The sequence below is a fragment of the Lentzea cavernae genome, from assembly GCF_014653695.1.
GTDB classification, from domain to species: Bacteria; Actinomycetota; Actinomycetes; order Mycobacteriales; family Pseudonocardiaceae; genus Lentzea; species Lentzea cavernae.
Genome location: NZ_BNAR01000014.1, coordinates 99,697 through 119,604, shown reverse-complemented (window position 1 = coordinate 119,604; position 19,908 = coordinate 99,697). Strand labels below are relative to the sequence as shown.

At 69.2% G+C, this 19,908-nt stretch carries 17 protein-coding genes; 3 read left to right on the top strand and 14 right to left on the bottom strand.

Annotated features, from left to right (window positions below):
* Nucleotides 1–45: 45 nt before the first annotated feature.
* The 9 genes from IE307_RS35000 to IE307_RS34960 all read right to left on the bottom strand — a co-directional run bounded on the left by IE307_RS35000 (nucleotide 46) and on the right by IE307_RS34960 (nucleotide 7,576).
* Nucleotides 46–759, bottom strand: a complete 714-nt coding sequence (locus tag IE307_RS35000; RefSeq protein WP_191303697.1) for a GNAT family N-acetyltransferase — start codon at nucleotides 757–759, stop codon at nucleotides 46–48.
* Nucleotides 760–1,203, bottom strand: a complete 444-nt coding sequence (locus IE307_RS34995) for a hypothetical protein (RefSeq protein WP_191303696.1) — start codon at nucleotides 1,201–1,203, stop codon at nucleotides 760–762.
* Nucleotides 1,203–4,019, bottom strand: coding sequence for an FtsK/SpoIIIE domain-containing protein (locus tag IE307_RS34990; RefSeq protein WP_191303695.1), 2,817 nt, complete (start codon nucleotides 4,017–4,019; stop codon nucleotides 1,203–1,205). The genes IE307_RS34995 and IE307_RS34990 overlap by 1 nt, the downstream gene beginning before the upstream one ends.
* Nucleotides 4,019–4,270 (bottom strand): hypothetical protein, encoded by a 252-nt coding sequence (locus IE307_RS34985; protein ID WP_191303694.1) that lies wholly within the window; start codon nucleotides 4,268–4,270, stop codon nucleotides 4,019–4,021. Before IE307_RS34985 ends, IE307_RS34990 begins: the two co-directional genes overlap by 1 nt.
* Nucleotides 4,270–4,530, bottom strand: a complete 261-nt coding sequence (locus tag IE307_RS34980) for a hypothetical protein (protein ID WP_030481403.1) — start codon at nucleotides 4,528–4,530, stop codon at nucleotides 4,270–4,272. The genes IE307_RS34985 and IE307_RS34980 overlap by 1 nt, the downstream gene beginning before the upstream one ends.
* A 239-nt stretch (nucleotides 4,531–4,769) precedes the next feature.
* Nucleotides 4,770–5,201: a hypothetical protein gene (locus IE307_RS34975; RefSeq protein WP_191303693.1), complete on the bottom strand. Its 432-nt coding sequence runs from the start codon at nucleotides 5,199–5,201 to the stop codon at nucleotides 4,770–4,772.
* Nucleotides 5,202–5,355: 154 nt separating this feature from the next.
* Nucleotides 5,356–5,952 (bottom strand): DUF4232 domain-containing protein, encoded by a 597-nt coding sequence (locus tag IE307_RS34970; RefSeq protein ID WP_191303692.1) that lies wholly within the window; start codon nucleotides 5,950–5,952, stop codon nucleotides 5,356–5,358.
* A gap of 66 nt (nucleotides 5,953–6,018) precedes the next feature.
* Nucleotides 6,019–6,888, bottom strand: coding sequence for a gamma-glutamylcyclotransferase (locus tag IE307_RS34965; protein WP_229905384.1), 870 nt, complete (start codon nucleotides 6,886–6,888; stop codon nucleotides 6,019–6,021).
* Nucleotides 6,889–7,231: 343 nt separating this feature from the next.
* The gene (locus IE307_RS34960) at nucleotides 7,232–7,576 is read right to left on the bottom strand and encodes a winged helix-turn-helix transcriptional regulator (RefSeq protein WP_229905383.1); all 345 of its coding nucleotides are present in this window, start codon (nucleotides 7,574–7,576) and stop codon (nucleotides 7,232–7,234) included.
* Nucleotides 7,577–7,651: 75 nt separating this feature from the next.
* On the opposite strand from IE307_RS34960, the gene IE307_RS34955 reads away from it, so the two are divergent.
* Nucleotides 7,652–8,410 (top strand): NmrA family NAD(P)-binding protein, encoded by a 759-nt coding sequence (locus IE307_RS34955; RefSeq protein ID WP_191303690.1) that lies wholly within the window; start codon nucleotides 7,652–7,654, stop codon nucleotides 8,408–8,410.
* Between the two features lie 459 nt (nucleotides 8,411–8,869).
* Here IE307_RS34955 and IE307_RS34950 read toward each other — a convergent pair whose 3' ends face one another.
* The 5 genes from IE307_RS34950 to IE307_RS34930 all read right to left on the bottom strand — a co-directional run bounded on the left by IE307_RS34950 (nucleotide 8,870) and on the right by IE307_RS34930 (nucleotide 15,583).
* Nucleotides 8,870–9,820, bottom strand: a complete 951-nt coding sequence (locus tag IE307_RS34950; RefSeq protein WP_191303689.1) for a LysR family transcriptional regulator — start codon at nucleotides 9,818–9,820, stop codon at nucleotides 8,870–8,872.
* Between the two features lie 181 nt (nucleotides 9,821–10,001).
* Nucleotides 10,002–11,279 (bottom strand): PhzF family phenazine biosynthesis isomerase, encoded by a 1,278-nt coding sequence (locus IE307_RS47525; RefSeq protein WP_191303688.1) that lies wholly within the window; start codon nucleotides 11,277–11,279, stop codon nucleotides 10,002–10,004.
* A 14-nt stretch (nucleotides 11,280–11,293) separates the two neighbouring features.
* Nucleotides 11,294–12,688: a P-loop NTPase family protein gene (locus tag IE307_RS34940; protein ID WP_191303687.1), complete on the bottom strand. Its 1,395-nt coding sequence runs from the start codon at nucleotides 12,686–12,688 to the stop codon at nucleotides 11,294–11,296.
* Nucleotides 12,685–14,496: a dynamin family protein gene (locus IE307_RS34935; RefSeq protein ID WP_229905382.1), complete on the bottom strand. Its 1,812-nt coding sequence runs from the start codon at nucleotides 14,494–14,496 to the stop codon at nucleotides 12,685–12,687. The genes IE307_RS34940 and IE307_RS34935 overlap by 4 nt, the downstream gene beginning before the upstream one ends.
* A 190-nt stretch (nucleotides 14,497–14,686) precedes the next feature.
* The gene (locus IE307_RS34930) at nucleotides 14,687–15,583 is read right to left on the bottom strand and encodes an IniB N-terminal domain-containing protein (RefSeq protein WP_191303686.1); all 897 of its coding nucleotides are present in this window, start codon (nucleotides 15,581–15,583) and stop codon (nucleotides 14,687–14,689) included.
* A 221-nt stretch (nucleotides 15,584–15,804) separates the two neighbouring features.
* On the opposite strand from IE307_RS34930, the gene IE307_RS34925 reads away from it, so the two are divergent.
* Together IE307_RS34925 and IE307_RS34920 are read left to right on the top strand one after the other, a co-directional pair.
* A complete protein-coding gene (locus tag IE307_RS34925; RefSeq protein WP_191303685.1) occupies nucleotides 15,805–17,028 on the top strand; it encodes an Hsp70 family protein in 1,224 nt (407 codons plus the stop codon).
* Nucleotides 17,029–17,030: 2 nt separating this feature from the next.
* Nucleotides 17,031–19,349: a helix-turn-helix transcriptional regulator gene (locus IE307_RS34920; RefSeq protein WP_191303684.1), complete on the top strand. Its 2,319-nt coding sequence runs from the start codon at nucleotides 17,031–17,033 to the stop codon at nucleotides 19,347–19,349.
* The last annotated feature ends 559 nt before the right edge of the window (nucleotides 19,350–19,908 follow it).

Genomic DNA, 19,908 nt, shown 5'->3' with positions numbered 1-19,908 from the left:
ATCCGTTTCAACCGCCCGTCACCGACGACTGTTCCGGAATGTGACCTAGCCCGCAGGAAGAAGCGTGGTGACGTCCCGGTAGGCGAAACCGAGCTTGCGGTACAGGGCGATCGCCGGAGCGTTGTAGTTCTCGACGAAGAGCGCGCACGTGCCGTACAGGCTGAGCAGGGAGGACGTGACGAACTGGCAGACCAGGCGGCCCAGGCCCCGGCCCGTGTGGGAGGGGTGGACGGCCACGCCCATCATGAAACCGACGTCCGCGGACGACCAGGCCTCGGCCGCGGTGGCCACCAGGTCGCCGTCCACGTGCACGCCCGCCCAGCGGCGGACGCCCTTCTCGCCGGGCCACGCCCAGGAGTCCGGGTTGGCCTCGCGCAGCAGGGGTTCCACACCGGCCGGGGTGGTGAGCCAGCAGGCCTGCTCGGGCAGGTCCAGCGCACCCGCGCGGTCCATCCAGCCGAAGGGCTTGTCCTCCACCCAGGGGGTGGGCATGACGGACATGACTTCCAGGGCCAGCGGGCGTTCCATCAGCGGTCGCAACTCCACGCCCCGGCCGTGTGCGGCGAGGAGGGACGCCACGCCCTCCGCCGGGCCGGAGAGGACCAGGCGGCGGCGCCGGGTCAGGGCAGGGGCGTGCACGGCCACGGCACCGTTGTGCTCCCATGCGGCACCGCCCGACGACAGCGCCTGGGCCGCCCAGCGGACCAACGGGTCGTCACTGGCGTCCTGCACGTCGGCGGTGGTGCGTAAGCGGCGCACTCAGTCCTTCTGCTTGCGGCGCAGCAGGGTTCGCTTCGCGAGCGAGTCCTCCAGCTCCTGGTACGCGAGGTCCATCGCCCGGTTGTACTCGCCCTGGGGCCGCGGCGGGACCGACTCGTCGGGCCGCGGCGGCGTGGTCATCTGCAACCAGCGCTCGTTCCACAGCTGCTCGACGGCGGCCTCCCAGTGCAGCGCGGCGCCCATCCGCACGACCCGCTCGCGATCGCGCACCTCGGCGATCTCGTGCTGGGTCGACGCGATCCGCTCCGCGAGTTCGGCGCACCGCACCTCGTCCAGCTTGCGCTGGCGAGCAGCAGCGTCCGCGGCGATGGCGATGATCTCCTTGTAGCGCTCGACAGCGGAGATCGCCGGCACCTCGATCACCTCCTCGCTCTGACGCTGCGACGGGACCGGGTCGAACATCGTGGTCATCATCGGGTTCATCACGCTTCTCCTGTGTCGAACGGGATGATCACTTGCGGTCGCGAGTGCTCGAACCTGTCGAAGAACAGGCCGCGGCGTGGTCTCGGCGACCACGACATCACCTGTTCCGGTCCGAGCGACAGCAGTTCCTTGCCCTGGACGTCGAACGCCACCCAGGCGCCGATGTCGTCGTAGACGCCGGGCGGGAGGCTCGCCTTCAGCCTCTGCACGCCGCGCCACCAGCCCAGCACGTGCGTGCGGTTCTCCGGGCCGTGCTTGAGGACGGTCCGCAGACTGTCCACACCAGACGTTCGCGTCGCCGGATCCTTCTGCTCCAGCAACGTCTGCGCGGCGTCGACGCCGTACAGCACCAGGTAGTGCGGCTTCAGCGGCGCGTCGGCCTGGCCCGTGTTGATCGTCTGCAGCTCGGCGGCAGTCCTGGCCAGCACGTCCTTGACCTCGTTGATGCCGATCACCGACGCGTCGTGCCCGTCGGCGCTCAGGCGCTTCACCAGGTGCAGCGCCGAGGGCATGGCTTCCTCGACCAGACAGGCCAGCGTGAACACCGCCTCGTGCGGGTGGTGCTGCCTGCCCAGTGACGCGGCCGCTCCGCCGAGCACGGCGGCCGCGTCCTGGACCACGGAGCCGATCACCGCGATGTTGCGGCCCGGCGTGCGGGCGAACCTCACCCGTGCCGCGCTGCCCGCGACGTCGATCACCTGTCCGAGGAGCACGGTGGGCGATGCCTCGCCCGGACGCAGATCGGCGAAGTCCGGCACGGCGTCGATCAGGGGGATCTTGCTGCCGTCGAACAGGCTCGGCGGCTGGCCGGGATCGCGGCGCCACAGCAGCTGCTGCAGTTCGTCCATGGTGTTCTTGGACGTCGAGTCCGGGATGCGGCAGATCTCGTTGCCGGGCTTGACACCCGACTCGTGGTTGATCACCGCGTGCCAGCGGGGCAGCTCCACGGCGGCGTCGTTCTGCGGCTCTGCCAGCACCCGGCGGGCCTTGGGCAGCGCGATGCGGACGGTGAACTGCTCGAAGATCGCCGACTTGCCCCAGAAACCCTCGATGCCCGAGACGTCCTGCGACGACAGCACGAGGTGGATGCCCTGCGAACGACCGCGGCGCGCCACGTCCTCCAGCAGTTGCGTCGCGGCCGCGGTGACCTGGTCGCGTTCCCCGAACAGGTACTGGAACTCGTCGATCATGGCGACGATCCGCGGCCAGCGACCGGCCGGGTCCTCGGCGCGCAGGTCCTGCAGCTTGGTGACCTCGTGCTGCTTGGCCGCGTCCGCGCGCCGGCGCATCTCGTCGGAGAGGTACCGCAGCAGTGCCACGCCGAACTCGCGGTCGGTGTTGACGTTCACGCCGACCAGGCGCGCGTGCGGCAGCCACGACGGGTCCTTGCGGCCCGGCGCGAACTGCGCGAACGACACGCCTTCCTTGAAGTCCAACAGGTACAGCTCGAGCTCGTTGGGCGAATAGCGCGCGCACAACGAACCGAGCATCGCGTAGAGGAAGTTCGTCTTGCCGGAACCCGAAGGCCCGCCGATCAACGCGTGCGGCGAGGTGTCGCCGAGCTGCACGCAGACCTGCTCGCCGTCGTCGAACCCCACGGGCGCAACGACTCCGGCCGACGAGTTCTCCGTCCACGGCCGGTCGGGGAGCAGGTCGCCGAACGAGCCCAGCCGCGATCGCCGTTCCTCGCGCTTCTCCGCGATGGCGGCACATGCTCGCGGCACCAGCGTGCGCGGCAGGGCCGGGTCCAGCGTGACCGTCACGTCCTTGCCGGTCATCGTGCAGGTGGCGGAACCGCCGCTGCGCAACAGGACCGTCTCGACCGGCGAGTTGATCGTGATGGGGATGTCCACGATGAACAGCTGCACACCGCACGCCAAACCGTTGCGCGCCACGCGTTGCAGCTGCTGCTGGTGTTCTTCCTTCAACGCCTTGCGGTTGCCGAACAGCACGGCGATCCGCCACGGTTCGGTGCGCCGGCCTTCACCGCTGACCGAACGCACGGTCAGGTGGCCGTCGACCAGGACCTTGGTGTGCACCTGGCGGATGTGCTCGGACAGCTCGTCCAGCAGCTCGTGCAGCCGCGCGGGGTCGTGCACCGTCAACAGGTTCGCGCGGGTCAGCGGGTAGAGCCCCGGCAACGACCCGGTCAGCTGGCCGACGTCCCACACGTGCACGTGCACGAGCCCCGGCTGGAAGTGCGACAGCACCCGCAGCAACAGGGTCTCCACCAGCGAGTCCGCGAGCTGGCGGGTGTCCGCGGTGGACGAGATGTGCAGGTGCGCCTGGTCCAGCAGCGGCACCGCGACGGGGAACGGGGTGGCCTTCGGCGCCGACGTCACCACGCCGGTGCCGATCCTCCACAGCTCCGGCACGCCCTCGCTGCCGTCGTGCGTGCCGGGGTGGCCGAGCCACGACTCGTGCGGCCACGAGGCGGGACCGGCGGCGACCGAGTTCACCAGTTCGGTGAGCTGGTCCGGGCCGGAGGAGGTCCACTCGTGGAACGACTGCCGCCAGTCGTACTCGATCTGGTCGAGCCGCTCCTTGAACTGCACCATCGAGAGCGGCGCCTGGCGGGGGTTCGCCACGCGCTTCTCGTCGACCGTCAGGAACGACGTCACGTCCTTCAGGGCGACGTCCTGAAACGCCTTGTCGATGCCCATGCCGCGCACCGTGAACTCGAACATGTCCTTGGCGTGCTCGGTGGCGAGCGCCCGGTGTTCGCGCGCCACGGAGCCCAGCGCGGCCGAAACAGCGCGCTGGAACTCCGCGAAGGCGTTCTCGATCCTCGCCCGCCGGTCGTCGCGCCTGCTCATCACAGCTCCACGGTGAGTCGTTGTATGCGCTCCAGGGTTCCCACCATCAGCTCCAGCTGATCGGGGAATCTTTCCTTGGCGCGCACGAACTCCGGTGGAAGCAGCGACTCGTGGTGGTTCTCGCTCGACTCGGCGAGGATGGCGACCGCCTCGTCGAGGCCCTCCTGCGCCGATCGCACACTGCGGTACGACTCACGCAGGATCTCGCTCGCCTGCTCGAGCGCGGCACGAACCTCGCCGATGGACGCCATCAAAGCCTGCTGTTGATGCCCTCGGCCCCGGAAATGCCGGCGCCGAGGTAGTTCTGCAGCTCGCTCACGCCGGACACGACCTGGGCGAACTGGGCGTTCGTCGTCTCGACGTCCGCCTGCACGGAGCCCTGCGTGACCGATGTCAGCAGCTGCTGCGCGTCCTCGGCGAGCTCAGCCGCCTGCTGGAGGGCCGACTGGCTTTGAGCCGCCTTGTCGATCGCCTGGGCAATTGCGGCACGGACCTCTTCGATGCTGGCCATGTCGGCTCCCGAACCCTCCGGAACAAGATGGTCTGACGACCACACTTAGTAGAGATTGTGCCCAGATTTTCACAGTTGAGAGCGAAGATCGGCTAACCGGGTGGATGCCTGAATCCACTCGAACGGGCCTTGCTTTAATGATCAGTTGAGCCCGCCGCTGGCTCCTCGTCCACGGGTGTAGCAACTCTCACGCCGACGCCTACAGCCCGTTGAGCGTTCATGCCGACCGGCCGGGTGAATCAAGACGGCTTCGCGGGCGAGATGTCACGCAAAGTGCCTGCACCGAAAGGGTCATCTCCGACCCACACCTCGACCAGAACGCGCTCGGCACCCGGCACGAGACCGTTGATGAGCTCGGGTTCGTCCAGCACGGTCCACGCCGTCGGCGGCTCGCAGGCCACCCGCGGTGTCGGGAAGTCCTCTCCCAGACCGCGCACGAAGGTGCGGACGGCCCGCGCCAGCGCCGCGGCGACGTTGTGGGTGGCCTTCTCCGTGCTCGGCCGGGTGATGACGACGGCCCAGCAACCGGGCTCCTCGTCCGAGCAGTCACGGGCGTCCACTATCTGGGCACCGGCACGGCTGAGGAGCGCGTCGCACGCGGCGCGCGCCTGGTGCTCGTTGGCCGCCTCGACCACGACGGTGATCAGCAGCACGAGGTCGTCTTGTTCCATGGCAGCAGAGATGGTGTCAGACGACGCGGCGCGCCGGCTCCAGCACCTGGGTGACACCTCCGCGACCGGGGCGTTCCGCACCGCGCCGGTGATGTGTCCAATCAGGACGACCGGCAGCTCGCCGTGCCGGAGCACGGCGAGCCGTCGGGTGCACCTACGAGGCGTAGAAGGCGCTGATCTCGATCCGGCCGCCCGAGCAGACGGGGCCGAGGGTCCACGGCAGGGACAGCGGTGCCGTCTCGTTCGGCGGGATCGCCGCGACCTTCGACGGTTCCGGCTGGCACGTGCCCTCCACCGGTTCGCTGCCCGCGGGCACGACGCTCCAGTGCAGGTTCGCGGAAGCCTTCGCGCCCGGCGCGAGCGTCAGAGCGGCGGGACCGGGGTCGGCCTTGCGCTCCAGCTTCGTGGGCACGGCACCGGAGGCGTTCTCCAGCTGGAAACCGCTGTAACCGTTCAACGTGCACGGCACGGCCCCGCCGTTCGTCACGACGAACTTGCCGTACCTGTTGCCCGCACCGGCGTCGGTGGGGACGATCTCGCCCTTCAGCAACGCCGAGTCGCAGCGCTTCCCGTCGGGCGTGACCGCCTGGGGGTTGTCCGACGCGGGCGCGGGCGAAGTGGACGAAGCGGTCGACGATGGCGACGACGGCGCCGTCGGCAGCGTTTGCGCGGCCTTGTCCGGTGTTCTCGTCCCGCAAGCCGTCACGGAAGCGAGCACCAGCAGTCCGCAAGCGATCAACCGTCGAGTCATGGGTGCACCTCCTACCACCGAAGGATGTGCCCAATTCTCAATGAACCCACACAACGTGCCGGAAATTCACCGGATCTGGTGGACGTCCCATCCGTCCGGAAGTTCCGACATGCCCTTGATGGCCGCGGTCCAGATGTACGTCCACGCGATGCGGCCGTCGGGCAGCACGACGCGCACGCGGCGGTAGTCGTCGCCCTCGTACTCGTCGAGCACCGGCAGCGCGTCCTCGGGCGAATCGAGCCGCAGCACGAAGCCCGGCACGCCGAGCCCGGCGCCGGGACGCAGCGCGGGATAGCCCTGGCCCGTGTCGAACAACGTGCCGGGCAGGTGGGTCGCCTCGGACTCCACGACGTGCGGTTCGATCATCTGCCAAGCGCTTGCGCCCGGCTGCAGCGTGCCGTAGACGAACAGCAGCTCAGGCCACGCGTCAGCGGACGGCTCGCCGTGCACCTCGGTCACGTCCAGTCCGTCGTTCATCGCAGGCCTCTCGCCCAGCACACGCGCGCCTCGTTGTGAGACGTCCGCGCAATGGACCATACGACCGTTGAAGAGCACCGGCATCCGCTTCTTGGAGCCCGCCGTGTACGCCAGAACGCTGTCGATGACGCCGCCGTTGTAGAGCACCACACGGCCCGTGTGCACGCGCACGAGGCGATAGCGCAGCCCGCGCCCCTCGCAGCGGTCCAGCACCCGCAACTGATCGGGCGTGGCGAACCAGATGGAGTGCTCCTCGGTGACGCCGGGCGCCCCCGCGAGCGTTGCCGGCCGCTGCCCGTCCCGCATGCGCAACCCCGCCGCCCAAACAGCAGAAAGGCCCTCGCACCGTGCGCGGAGCACGACCGCAGGGCCTTCGAGACCGAGCTCCTCGCGGAGCCACGTGAGCTTGCTGGGATTGGCGTTGGACCCGTAGCCGAGCACCGGCATCCGACCCGCCAACGGAGGCTCGCCGTGGTTCGCAAGCCATTGGTCTAGATCGATGTTCTCCGGCTCAACACGCCATCCCGACTCCATCGTGAGGTCCGGTCGCACTGGCCAGCCCGTTTCGTCGACGTGGACGAAACAGTGGTCTGGACGAGTGCCCGGATAGGGCTCCGCCGGATGGCTTTCGTCGGTGAACGGTTGGGCCATTGGTCCATTGTGCCAGTTCAAGGCCTCCGATCGCGCCCCCTGATCGTGACCCATCCGATCTCTGCCTCGCGATCTAGGCTCACGCGTGACAACCTTCACTACGCAATCGGGTGAGTAATCCGATGTCTGGGCCCGTCAGCTCCGGTGAACCTCAGGACGCGTCATAGCGCGCCTGCGCCTGCGTGACCTCCGGCTCGTTGGCGAGGATCCACGAAGCCAGCGCCACGAGGTGCCCAGCCGCCCCCTTCCCGAGGGGCGTCAGCGTGTACTCGACGTGCGGCGGGATGACCGGGAAGACCTCCCGGTGCACGAACCCGTCCCGCTCCAGCGTCCGCAACGTCTGCGTGAGCATCTTCTCGCTCGCCAGCTCCAGCTCACGCCGCAACTCGCTGAACCGCCACGCCTCCCCGTTGGACAGCGCCTGCAGCACCAGAACACCCCACCGGCTTGTGACGTGCTCCATGATCGCCCGCTCGGGACACATCGTGACCTGCATGCTCACCTCCACGTAAGTACCCAACTCCAAAGTCGGTACTTACGAAAGGTTAGCGCTGTCCCTAGCGTGGACGCCATGACGATCCTCATCACCGGGGCAACCGGCCAACTCGGCAGCGCAGTGGTCCGCCACGTCCTCGACCGCACGGACGAGCAGGTCATCGTGTCCGTCCGCGCGCCGGAGAAGTTCACCACCGAGGGCGTCGAGGTCCGCCAGGGCGACTTCGAACAGCCCGAGACCCTCAACTTCCGGGGCGCCGACAAGCTCCTCATCGTGTCCGGCGAAGCCCCCGACACCGCCACCCGCGTCCAGCAGCACGAGAACGCCATCGCCAAGGCCGTGGAACACGGCGTGGGCCACATCTTCTACACGAGCGTCACCGACGCGGACACCTCCACGGTGAGCGTGGCCGCCGTCCACAAGGCCACCGAAGAGGCCATCCGCGCCACCGGCATCCCCTTCACCTTCCTGCGCAACGGCATGTACCACGAGAACTACCTGGGCGTCCTCTCCGGAGACACCGTCGCCATCTCCACGAAGGACGGCCGAGTGGCCAGCGCGGCCCGCGACGACTTCGCCCTCGCCGCAGCAGCAGCCCTCACCACCCCGGGCCACGAGAACGCCGTCTACGAACTGACGGGCTCGACCTCCTGGTCCTTCCCGGAACTCGCCGGCGACAGGTACCAGGACGTCAGCGACGACGACCTGATCGCGGCGGGCGTCCCGCCGATCTTCGTCGACTTCTTCAAGGCCATCCGCGAGGGCGTTTTCGCCGAGGTCCGCCCAGACCTCGAAAAGCTCATCGGCCGCCCCTCGACGCCGATCAAGATCTGACGAACCACCCGCACAAGGCGACGAACGCACGCAAGGCGACCACCCCGCTGGAACCGGCACCAGCCGCAACAAGCCGACCCGCGCGGTGCCAACCGGTAGCCGACATCGCAAAGGCAACCTCGGACGAAACCTGGCGTGGCGATGCGCAGCGAGCCGTCCGAACTCATACGACTGGGCAGCGGTGCACCCCGGTCCTGCGATTGGGGCTTGACCTTGAGTGGCGGGGTGCTACCCCTCATCGGGCACGGCCGGGCGCTTTTCAGCCCGGCCTTTCCGGCCGTCAAGCACCCCGCCAGAGGCTCAAGGTCAAGCCCCAATCGCCAGCCCGTGATTCGTCACGACCCGCGCGCCCGTCCTCGCAAGGCGACCTCTCTTCCGGGAACGCGACCAACCCCGCTGGAACCGCGACAAACCAACGCAAGCCGACTGCGCACCACCCCAGCAAGCGAAGCGACGCGATCAGTTGAACTCCGGATGCGCCTCCGGATGCGCGTCCCACCACTTCCGGTAATCCGGATTCCGATCCAACACCGACCGATAAGCCGCAGCCGCACAAGCGAACACCTCATGCGCCCGCCCAGCCACCGGCGAATCCCGCCGCATGGCCACGAAGATGTCAGTCATCAACGGCATCCCCCGCAACCGCCGGATCACGATCCCCTCCCCGGTCCGCGAAGGCGCAGCGGCAAAAGACACACACCCCCCGGCCACCAACCCCCGAGCCATGCTCGCCTCCCCGGTGTGATGCGTGAGCCGGGGCACGAACCCGGCATCCGCACACACCTGGAACATCTGCGTCCGGCTCCCGATGTTCTGCTTCGGCGGCGTGACCCAGTCCCGATCAGCCAACTGCCCGAGATCAACCTCCTCGAGGCCGGCCAACGGATCCGTCTCCGACAACGCCACAAAAGCGGGCTCCGTCACGAGCTTCCGCAACTCGATCCCGGCCAGATCCCGGGCGTGCATCCCGTCGAAGAACTCGAACAACGCCACGTGCACCTGCCCGCCCTCGAGCATGTCCACGATCTCGGCGGACGAAGGCCGGACCTCCGCCCGCACGTCGGAGTTGAGCTCGCGCAGCCCCTCCACGAGCCGGGCGAAGTACAGGATCGGGATGCAGCCGAAGATCAACGGACCCCGCCGGTCCGCGGCCGGGGTCGTGCTCATCAGCTGCGCCATCTCGTCGAGGACCAGTCGTGCCGTGCCCAGCACTCGGCGGCCCAGGTCCGTTGGGACGCAACCGTTGCGCGTCCGGTCGAACAGCTGGCCGCCGACCAGTCTCTCCACCGTGCGCAACTGGGCCGACAGGGCGGGTTGGGTGAGTCCGAGCCGCGTCGCGGCCCTGGTCACGCTGCCTTCCTCGGCGATGGTTCGTACCGCGCGGAGGTGGCGGAGCTCCAGCTCGGGCATAAAGACCTTGTATCCCCCTTCTGAATGCGCCGCCACCCTTCGATCGGGGCATAGTGACTTCGATCGATCTTCCGGCCCGGCGCTTGCGGCAGCGCTCACGGGTCCGGCGCGGGAGGGTGCGCACCCCTCGGTTCGACGCTGCTGTCGCAACACCCTGCGCTTGCGGCAGCGGCGTCGAGCCTCAAGGAATGACGACGGCGGCGCCCGTGACGGTGACGCGGCGGTCTTCGCGGGTGGCGTCGACCTCCAGCCGCGACGGCCGTCCCATGTCCTCGCCCTGCAGGATCACGAACCGCTGCGGCCCTTCGAGATCGCGCAGGTAGCCGCCGAACGCGGCAGCGGCCGCCCCGGTCGCCGCGTCCTCCACGACGCCGCCGACGGGGAACGGGTCACGGGCGTGCACGACGTCCGCGGACTCGCGCCAGAACAAGTGCACCGTCGTGAGGTCGTGCGCCAGCATCAAGTCCCGCAACGCGTCGAAGTCGTAGTCCAGCGTGCTCAGCTGGGCGCGGTCCTTCAAGGGGATCAACAGGTGCCGAGCGCCGCCGAAGCCGACGTGCACCGGCCCGGACCCGATCTCGGAGTACCCCAGCGCCTCCAGAGCGGCCGACACCAGCGAGGGGTCGGCCGGAGCCGTCGAGGTCGGCACGCTCGTCAACGACGCGGTGCCACCGGAGGTCTCGATGCTGATCTCACCCGCCGGCGTGTGGAACGTCAGCGGCCCCTCGCCGATCCGCTCCGCCAGCGCGACCGACGTGGCGATCGTCGCGTGCCCGCAGAACGGCACCTCGGCCTTGGGACTGAAGTACCGGACGTCGAACTCCCGGCCGCCGGAACGCGGCACCACGAACGCCGTCTCCGAGTAGCCCACCTTCGCCGCGATCGCCAGCATCTCGTCGTCGGTCAGGTCGGACGCGTCGAGCACCACGCCCGCCGGGTTCCCGCCGGCCGGATCGGTCGTGAAAGCGCTGTACCGCAGGACTCCCTTGTCGCTCATGCTCCGGTCCAACGCGTAGTGGTGTTGAAGTCTTCCGCCCATGTCCTTGCTCGTGAAGTAGGTCAGCCCGGCCTTCTCCAGCACGCGCCCGGACGCGTCGTTGCGCGCGTCGGTCCCGGCCACGACCCGGTCGGAGATGGCGAGCGCCTTGTCCCGCAACTGCGCAGCGACCTCGGTGGCGACGCCGCGTCCCCAGTGCGCCGGGTCGATCCAGTAACCGATCTCGATCTCGCCCAGGTCGCCGTCGAGCATCTGCGCGAGCCCGATGACCACGCCGTCCTCGACGACCACGTGCAGCCCGAAGCCGTGGTCCTCCCAGTGCTTCAGCGCCTGCTCGTGCCGTTCGACCACGTAGTCGGGGGTCCAGGGCATGCCGTTGCCGACGTACGCCGTCATCCGGGGATCGGTCGCCCACCGCAGCATGTAGCCGAAGTGCTCGGGCTCCCACCGCACGAGTTCCATGCCGACATCGTGCCTCAGGAGAACTGGGGGAGCAGGCCCTCGCACGTGCGGACGACGATCTGGGCGGCCTTGCGCTGGTCGTGGGGCGCGTGCACGTCGGCGGCCTGCGCCTGCCACCGCAGCAGCGCGTCCAGCAACGCCTCGCGCAGCTCGCGGGCGTCGGCCTCGTACTCGAAACCCAGCCGTGCCGCCGGAGCCACGCCCTCGGCGCCGACGAGCCGCAGCGCCTCCGCCTGCAGTTCGGCCGGCAGCTTCGTGCGTCCCGACTGCAGCGCGGCGACGAGCCGGAGTTCGCGGAAGTCGTGCGCGGAGGCCACGACCCGTTCGAGGTCGGCCATCAGCTTGCGGGCGCTGGGCCGCGGCTCCATCCGGAACAGCACGTCGAGCGCCAGCATCGCCGAACGCGCCTTCAGCACCTCACGGCGTTCGGTGAAGTGCACCGCGATCGAGTCGCGCAGCTCGCCGAGCCCGCTGCGCTGCACCAACTGCCCGGTCAGCTTCACCTGCGAGTCGAAGCCCTGCCGGATCAACGCGGTGATCAGCCGGACGCCGAAGATCCCGAACCGCTCCAGCAACGCCTGCCGCACCGCCGGTTCCATCGTCAGCGGGAACGGGTCGCCGACGAACCGGTCCGCCGACAGCAGGTGGTCCTCGAGCTCCTCGCGGCCCAGCGACGACAGCACCCGCAGCGCCGCGAACTCGTCCTCCCGCAACGTCTTCGCGGCCACGGCGAGCAGCCCGGCGACCGAGACCACGTTCTGGCACAACGGTTGCACGGCCGGGTCGCGGCGGTAGCGGCGGGCGATCTGCTTGGCCGACGACAGCGCGTCGATCCGGCCGGCGCCGATCTCGTCGGCGCGCGCGAGCACCGCGACCGTGTGCACCGCGGCGGTGCGGGCGATGGGGTGGTCGTTGGCGGACTGGAGGAACTTCAGGTCCTCGTCCTGCACGTGCCGCATCAGGTACAGCAACGCGTCCGCGTCACCGAGCACCTGCTCCGGCGTCGCCTCGGACGGCGTGTCGATCAGCACGACGTCGCGCAGCGTCCGCGCCGGCCAGTCGACGACGACCCGGTCGGCGCGGTCGAACTGGCCGGTCTCGACGTGGTGGCGGTTGCCCCGCCTGCCGATCGTGAGCTCGTGCGGACGTCCTGGGCCGGTGAACACGTGCGCCCGCGGCTCGGTGCCGCCGCGGTACCAGACGAACGAGCTCTGCGGCGTGAACTCGTCACCGACCAGCGCGTTGACCACAGTGGACTTGCCGATCCGCGACCGCCCGGCCACCGCGATCCGCACGGGTTCGGTGTAGCGCTCGGCGTGCGAGCGCAGCCAGGCCGTGGCGCGGGGGCTGTCGCGGTAGACGCCCAGTGCCTCCTGCAGCATCGACCAGACGACGCGGTCCAGTGTCACGCGGTGAGCTCCATCGCGGGACCCCCGAGCGCCTGCACCCGCTTGTAGAGCGTGACGAGCCTGTCCAGCTCCTTGCGACCTTCACGCATCCTGCGCTCGCGGTCGGTCTGGTCGTCCTGCACCGCGCGCTTGGCGCTGCGGGCCGACTCCAGCAACGTCTCCTGCAGCTCTTCGGCGAGCGTGCTGAAGTGGTTGCGCAGCGAGCGCTGGATGTGTCGCCCGGAGTCGCGGACGTCCTTGGAGAACTTCATGAAGAAGTCGTCCACGTGCCGTTGCGCGGCGGCCTTCGCGGCTGCCTGGCGGCGCTTGAGTCGTTGGTCGGATTCGTCCAAAATGGACTTACCGCCGAACAGCGCGCCCGCGCCGAGCGAGATCACGTTGATCAGCGGCATGCCCGCCAGCGACGTGACCAGACCGAACATCAGCACACCGCCGTAGGAGCCGCGCAGACCGGTGAAGAGCTTCTGAGGCACCGAGAACGGCTCGATCTTCGGCTTCTCCAGCTTGCTCGCGGGCTCCAGCAGGTCGTCCGGCAGCACGGAACCCGGGATCAGGTCCTCGCGGTAGACGGGGAAGTTCCTCGCGACCTTCGCGGCCACCCACTCCGCGCGTTCCATCAGCCAGGCGAAGTTCGTGGTGGCGGCCTCGTTGAGGTTGTCCTCGAGCCACTGCTCGAACTTGTCCCAGCCGATCGCGGGGTCGGCCTCGTCGTAGGTCTTGTCGACCTCGCGCAGGATCTTGCGGGTCCTGTCGCGCAGGTCGTACTCGACGTCGGAGATCAGGTCGGCCATCTCGTCGTTGAGCACGTTCTGCCAGCGCGCGGACCGGCGCCGCAGCTCGTCGACGCGCCGCTGGGCCTCCTGCAGCGTCGAGATCGTGGCGACCGTGTGCGACGAGTCGTGGGCCGTCAGCTCCTCGCGCAACGGCGTGACGAGCTGGGTGATCGCGCTGGACGCCACGACGGCGACGGCGCGGCGGGCCAGCAGGTCCGCACTCGCCACGATGTCGCTCTGCACGCACGTCACCAGCTCCGGGAACCCGGACTCGGCGTTGAGGCGCTGGTCGCCGGACTTCGCGGCGCGCAGTCGCAGCGCGCTCGACACCGGGATGAGCTTCGCGCGGATGCCGGCGCGGGCGAGCAGCGCCCGGTTGCGCTCCACGACGCTGCGCCAGCTCGGCACCAGGTCGATCTTGGTGACGACCACCGTGACGTTCGGGCAGGCCTCCATGACCTTCTTGAGCAGCGTCATCTCCGCCGACGTCAGCTCACCCGTCGCGTCGGAGACCAGCAGCACGGCGTCGGCCTGCATCAGCGTCGCGAACGTGCTGGCGGTGTGCGCGGAGCGGGTGTCGCCGACGCCGGGGGTGTCGATCAGGACCAGGCCGCTGTCGAGCAGCGCGCGGGGGATGCCGATCTCGGCCCGCACGACGTGCTGCGCTGCGGCCTGTTTCGTCACCTGGTCGATCGGAACGGCGATGCGCTCGGTCGGCGTGTGGAAGATCGAGCCGCCCGCGGACGCGTTGCGGACCAGCGCCGCCGACGGCGTGTCGGCGTGCTGGACGAAGGTCGGCACAGTCGTCGTGATGTCGTCGCCCACCGCGCAGACGGGGGCGTTGAGCAACGCGTTGACGAGCTGGCTCTTGCCTTGTTTGGACTCGCCGACGACGAGAACGCGCAACTTGGGGTCCAGTTGCTGTGCCCGCTTTTCGCGCAGCCGGGCCTCCAGGTCGGGCCTCCGGTGCGTGACGCAGGCCCCGATCGTCTCGTCGAGCACGTCGAGCCAGGGCGGTGCCATCACCTGACTCATAGTGCCGTGTTCACCCCCTTGGGTGAAAGCCTGGATTGCAATACCGGTTTTGTTCGGGCTGGTGGGGCTGTTCGGACGGACGGTGACGTTGCTCACCGGACAAGACGTGAACCTTTTTGATCTTTTTGTCAGGAACGACGAACCGGCCCCGTCCACGAGGGACGGGGCCGGTCCGCGTGGGGAGGGTGGCTCAGCCGAGCAGGCCCAGGTCCAGGTCGCCGACGACCGGGACGTTGTGGGTCACGTCGGTGACGGTGCCGAGCACGTTGCCGAGGCCCGCGTCGCCGACCAGGCCGGTCGCGGTGCCGGCGACACCGGTCGCCGTGCCGACGAGGCCGGTGGCGGCGTGCTCGACGTCCGCGATGGTGTCGTTCGAGTGCACGGCGACGTGGCCCTGGCCGAGGGTGTCGAGGCCGCCGCTGTGCAGGCCGCCCAGGTTGAGGTCGCTGCCGCCCAGCACGCCGAGGGCGTCGTGGGCGAGGCCGGTCACGCCGCCCAGCTGGCCGAGCACGCCGTCGACACCGGGAACGGTCGAGGTGACGCCGTCCAGCGGCGCGTCGACGGTCGCGGTGGCGGTGTCGGCCACGTCGAGGACGGTGCCGGTGAGCGGGGACGCGGTCTGGTCGAGGACCGAGGTGACGTCGCCGACGACGGAGAAGTCGCCGCCGAGGCCCAGGCCGGCCGAGGTGATGTCGCCGAAGGTCGAGTTCGCGACGATCAGGTTCAGGCCGTCCGCGTCCGCGGCGAGCACGCCAGCCGACGAGGTGTGGAGGTCGCTGAGGCTCACGCCCGACGACGTCAGCTGAGACGCGACCGCCTGCAGCTGGCTGATGGCGCCGAGCGGGCCTTCGGCGAGCAGGTCGTCGGCCGGCAGGTTCAGCTCGAGGCTCTCGAGGGTGGGCAGACCGTCGACAGCGGGGACCAGGTCGAGCACCAGCGGGATGACTTCCTGCACGTCGAGAGCAGTGATGTCCGCCAGGCCAGCCTGCTCCAAGGTGCCCTGGGCGTCGTTCGCGAACGCGGTCTTCAGGGCCGGGTCGCTGAGGAGGTTGAGCACGAAGTCGTGGAGCGTGCTGGGCTGGGTCATCGAAGGAACTCCTGTTTGTGGCACGTGACTACGTCGGGGGTGTGCGGCTGAAAGCTATGAGAGCGGGGCCGCCACCTGCATCGGGGATCACTCCCAGTGAATCCCCGTTCCCCAATGGGGTGACGGTCGTTGACCCCCTAGGGGGTTAGGGGCCTCGCTTGAGTGCCTCTGGTTCACCCGTGTAGGTACTGGTCGCTGCTGCGAACAGGTGAGGTAAAGACTTGGCGTACGTACTCGGAGTTGATGTCGGGACCACCCGGACGACGGCTGCCGTGTGCCGCCTCGACGGTGCCCGGGATGCCGAGATCGCCCTGGTCGTGCCGTCGTTGCTGCAGCTCACGGACGCCGGGACGTTCTCGGTCGGCGAGCGCGGTGTGCCCGGCTGGTCGGCCTCCGGCTTCGCCCGGCGGGTCGGCGACGCGGTGCCGTTCTCGCTGGGCCCGGAGATGTGCCCGGCCGAGGAGCTCACCGCGTTGCTGATCATGTGGGTCGTCGGCGAGGTGGTCGCCCGGGAGGGTGAACAGCCCCGTCACCTGGCGGTGAGCCACCCGGCTGGGTGGGGCCCCTATCGCCGTGGACAGCTCCACGCGGCGATGCGGGCCGTCGGTCTGCACGACGTGACGCTCGTGCCAGAGCCGTTGGCGGCCGCCGAGAACCACGCCGTGCGTGCACGAGTGGTGCCCGACGCGACGTTGGCGGTGTTCTCGCTGGGCAGCCACGCGTTCTCCGCGTCGGTCGTCCGGCGGGCGCCGAACCGGACGTTCGAACTGGTCAACCACGTCGAAGGCGTCGACCACCACACCGGCGCCGACTTCGACGACCTGCTGCTGGGCCTGGTGCGCGGGCGGCTCGGCAAGGACGGCCACGTGTCGGCCGCCGAGTGCGAGGCGGCGAAGCGGGCGTTCGGCCCGATGGGCCAGTCCGTGGTGGTCAGCGGCGTCGAGATCGCCCGCGACGAGTTCGTCGAGGAGATCAGGCCGTCCGTCGACCACCTGGTCGGCACCTTCACCCGCGCCCTGGGACCGGCGCAGCCCGACGCGGTGCTGCTCGTCGGCGGCGGCTGCCGGATGACCGTGATCGGCGACGCGCTGTCGTCCTCGGTCGACTGCCGCGTCCTGGCCGAGGCCGCCCCCGAGCACTCGGTCGCCAAGGGCCTCGCGGTCGCCGCGCGGCTGGTGCTGGTGGGTCCCGACGCCGAGCCGGAACCGTTCGAGACGTCGGTCCTGGTGCACACCCGTGAAGCGTCGTTGCGCTTCCCCGTCGGCGAGGCCCCGCGGCCCGACGACGACGAGTTCTCCGCGCCACCGCCCCGCCCGCCGGTGGACGTGTCCCCGCTGGAACTGCCGCCGAGGCGGGTGAAGCGCGTCACGAGCGTGCTGAAGCCCGCCGGACGGCGCTCCGGTTCCAGCTCCCGATCCCGAGACGATGATGAGGACGGCCGTTGAGCGTGACCACGCGAGACAGGTTGGTGCTGGACGCCCCCGTGCGAGGCGTTCTCGACCGGATCAACGACGCTGACGCCGGCACCCGCCTGCGCGTCGTCGTTGCGGCGCCTGGTGGTTACGGCAAGACAGCGCTGCTTTCGGAGATCACCAACACCGCCGTGCGCGTCGTGGACGACGCGCACCTGCTGGACGATGCCGCTCTGCGCGCACTTGCCCCGGAACCGCTGCTGGTGCTTGCCCACCGCCCCTGGCCACGCCGCGCGGCGCTGGCCGAACTGACCCGCGGCGCCGTCGTCGTGCCGTTGGCGCCGCTGACCCGCGACCAGGTTCGCGACATGTTGAACGTTGGGAAACCCGTCGCGGACTTCGTGTTCGCGCAGACCGGTGGCGTGCCACGGTTCGTGGAGCGCCTCGGTGCCGCCTCCGAGGTCTCCGCCGACGTCCTCACCGCGTTCCGCGCCGAGCTCGACTGGCTGGACCCGGACCTGCAGAAGTTCCTGCTGGCCGCCGAAGCCGGCGCCGCCCAGCGGCTGGACCTGCTCTCCGCGTTGCTGGGCAAGGACTTCGACGAGGTCAGCGACATCATCGAGGCCGCGCGGGCGACCGGCATGCTCGCCGAGGACGGCACCCTGGTGCCCCTGGCCCTTCGCGCCGTCGGGTCGCTGACGCGCGCCGAGCGCCGCATCGCCGTGCGGCAGAAGCTGGCTCAGCTGCAGCTCGAACGCGGTGGGCCAGTGCTGGACCTCGTCCAGCCCCTGCTGGACGCCGGCATCGGTGGACCCGTGTTCCTCGCGGCCGCCCGGGAGGCGTTGTCCTCGGATCCCGCTCTGGCGGCCCGGTTGTTCAAGGCTTCCACCGGGGGTGGGACACCGTCCGCCGAGACCGCTGCCTCCTGGGCGACGGCTTCTGCCATGGCCGGGGACCTCGACGGGGCGTTGCGCCTCGCGGACCAGGTCATCAGCGCTTCGGACTCGCCGCATCGGCGGACCGCTGCCGAGGTGGCGGCCGTGGCCTTGGCGCACCGGGGGCAGCTGGCTCGCAGCACCGAGTTGTTCCGGTGGGCTGCCACTCCCTACGCCGCCGCCTTCGCCGGGATCGGGCTGATCGGGACCGGACACCTGTTCGAGGAGACGCCCCCGCAGCCCCCGACGATGCTCGGTGGCGCGGCGTCGTTGATGCTGCAGGGGGTTCGGCAGTCGGTTGCCGGGGCGGAGACCGCCGCACTGTCCACTTTGGTCCGCGCTTCGTCGATGCTCGAACCTGCTGGTGGGGCCGTGTTGTTGCCGGACAGTCCGGCTGCATTGGCCGCTCTCGTTGCGGTGCACTGCGGTGAGCCCAACGTGGCGGAGTCCGTGCTGGACCGGGCTGTGGAGACCGGTACTGGTGGGGTGCTGATGTCCGTGCGGCATCGGTTGTTGCAGGCCTGGTTGCACATGTTGCGCGGGAACCTGGCTGTCGCGCGCGAGACACTGATGTCCGTTCGGGGCGCTTTTGAGCCTCGTGACTGGATTTTCGCCGTGGCGCTCGAGGTCGGGGTGGCTCGGCGGAACTCTGATCTGGCGACGTTGCGGCGGACGTGGGAGCAGGCCTGTGAGGCTGTGCTCCGGCACCCGGTCGACCTGTTCAGCCTGTTGCCGTTGGGGGAGTTCGCTGCTGCTGCGGCTCGGTTGCGCGATCAGGAGCGGTTGGCTCCGCATCTTGCCCAGGCTTCTGCTTTGTTGCGGTCGCTGGGGAATCCGCCGTTGTGGGCTGCTCAGCTGCACTGGGGGTTGTTGCACGCGGCGATCATCGATGAGAACGCTGGTGCGGCTGAGGAGCATGCTGCTGCGTTGGCTTCGTGTGGTGGGGCCAGTCGGTACTGCTTGATCTTGTCGTCGGCGGCTGAGTGCTGGTTGGACGTTGTCGCTGGGAAGGTTGACGCTGATCGGGTTGAGGAGGCTGCTCGCGGTCTCCACGCTGTTGGGTTGTGGTGGGACGCATCTCGGTTGGCTGGGCAGGCTGCGATTCGGACTTCTGATCGGCAGGCGATGGTTCGGTTGCTGGATTGTGCTCGGTTGTTGCAGGGGCGGCCGGTTTCTGCTCGGAGGGTGGCTGAGGATGTTGTTCCGGTGGTGGAGGATGCCGGGAAGTTGAGTGATCGGGAGCGGGAGGTGGCTCAGTTGGTGGTGGAGGGGATGACGTATCGGCAGGTTGGGGATCGGTTGTTCATCTCTGCCAAGACTGTTGAGCACCACATGGCTCGGATGCGGCAGAGGTTGGGGTCGACTTCTCGGTCGGATTTGTTGGGGCAGTTGAGGCATATTTTGGGTGCTGGTAGCTGACGCGTTCGTGTCGTAGCGTTCCCGGCTTGCGTTGGCGGGTTGCTGCTGCGTGCTTCCCCTGGGGCTCTGCCCCAGACCCCGGCAATCTGAGATGGGGGCCTGCGCCGCTCGTAGGCTGATGGCACGCCTGTTTGTGTTGGGCGGCTGCCTGTTGCGTTGTGTGTTGCGTTGGCGGTGGGGTCCCATCACAAGTCACACCAAGAGCGGGCCACATGCAGGTAGGGGTGTCAAGCGGACGAAGAGCGTGTCCGCTTGACACCCCTACCTGCATGCAGCAAGAGCTGTGGTGCGACTCGTGATGGGACCCCACCGCCCAGGCCTCCGGCTAAGGGCAAGGACGGCTCGCCTGCGGCGTCGCGTGGGAAGGACGGCTCGCCTGCGGCGTCGCGTGTGAGGGTGGCTCGCCTCGCCTTGCGTCGTGTGCCGTTCACCGTTGCCAAGGGGCCGTTGGCCGCCTGTGGCCCGATGGTGGGTCGAGGGTTGGGCCGGTTCGTGAGAAAATTGGTCCGATTGAGCGAGTAAAGGCTGTAACGCTCAGGGATCGCTATACCCCCGTTGG

What these genes read in the sequence shown, in the direction of transcription:
- IE307_RS34995 (WP_191303696.1), bottom strand. Translation starts at nt 1,203, where the DNA reads ATGAACCCGATGATGACCACGATGTTCGACCCGGTCCCGTCGCAGCGT.
- IE307_RS34990 (WP_191303695.1), bottom strand. Translation starts at nt 4,019, where the DNA reads ATGAGCAGGCGCGACGACCGGCGGGCGAGGATCGAGAACGCCTTCGCG.
- IE307_RS34985 (WP_191303694.1), bottom strand. Translation starts at nt 4,270, where the DNA reads ATGGCGTCCATCGGCGAGGTTCGTGCCGCGCTCGAGCAGGCGAGCGAG.
- IE307_RS34980 (WP_030481403.1), bottom strand. Translation starts at nt 4,530, where the DNA reads ATGGCCAGCATCGAAGAGGTCCGTGCCGCAATTGCCCAGGCGATCGAC.
- IE307_RS34975 (WP_191303693.1), bottom strand. Translation starts at nt 5,201, where the DNA reads ATGGAACAAGACGACCTCGTGCTGCTGATCACCGTCGTGGTCGAGGCG.
- IE307_RS34970 (WP_191303692.1), bottom strand. Translation starts at nt 5,952, where the DNA reads ATGACTCGACGGTTGATCGCTTGCGGACTGCTGGTGCTCGCTTCCGTG.
- IE307_RS34960 (WP_229905383.1), bottom strand. Translation starts at nt 7,576, where the DNA reads ATGCAGGTCACGATGTGTCCCGAGCGGGCGATCATGGAGCACGTCACA.
- IE307_RS34955 (WP_191303690.1), top strand. Translation starts at nt 7,652, where the DNA reads ATGACGATCCTCATCACCGGGGCAACCGGCCAACTCGGCAGCGCAGTG.
- IE307_RS34950 (WP_191303689.1), bottom strand. Translation starts at nt 9,820, where the DNA reads ATGCCCGAGCTGGAGCTCCGCCACCTCCGCGCGGTACGAACCATCGCC.
- IE307_RS47525 (WP_191303688.1), bottom strand. Translation starts at nt 11,279, where the DNA reads ATGGAACTCGTGCGGTGGGAGCCCGAGCACTTCGGCTACATGCTGCGG.
- IE307_RS34935 (WP_229905382.1), bottom strand. Translation starts at nt 14,496, where the DNA reads ATGAGTCAGGTGATGGCACCGCCCTGGCTCGACGTGCTCGACGAGACG.
- IE307_RS34930 (WP_191303686.1), bottom strand. Translation starts at nt 15,583, where the DNA reads ATGACCCAGCCCAGCACGCTCCACGACTTCGTGCTCAACCTCCTCAGC.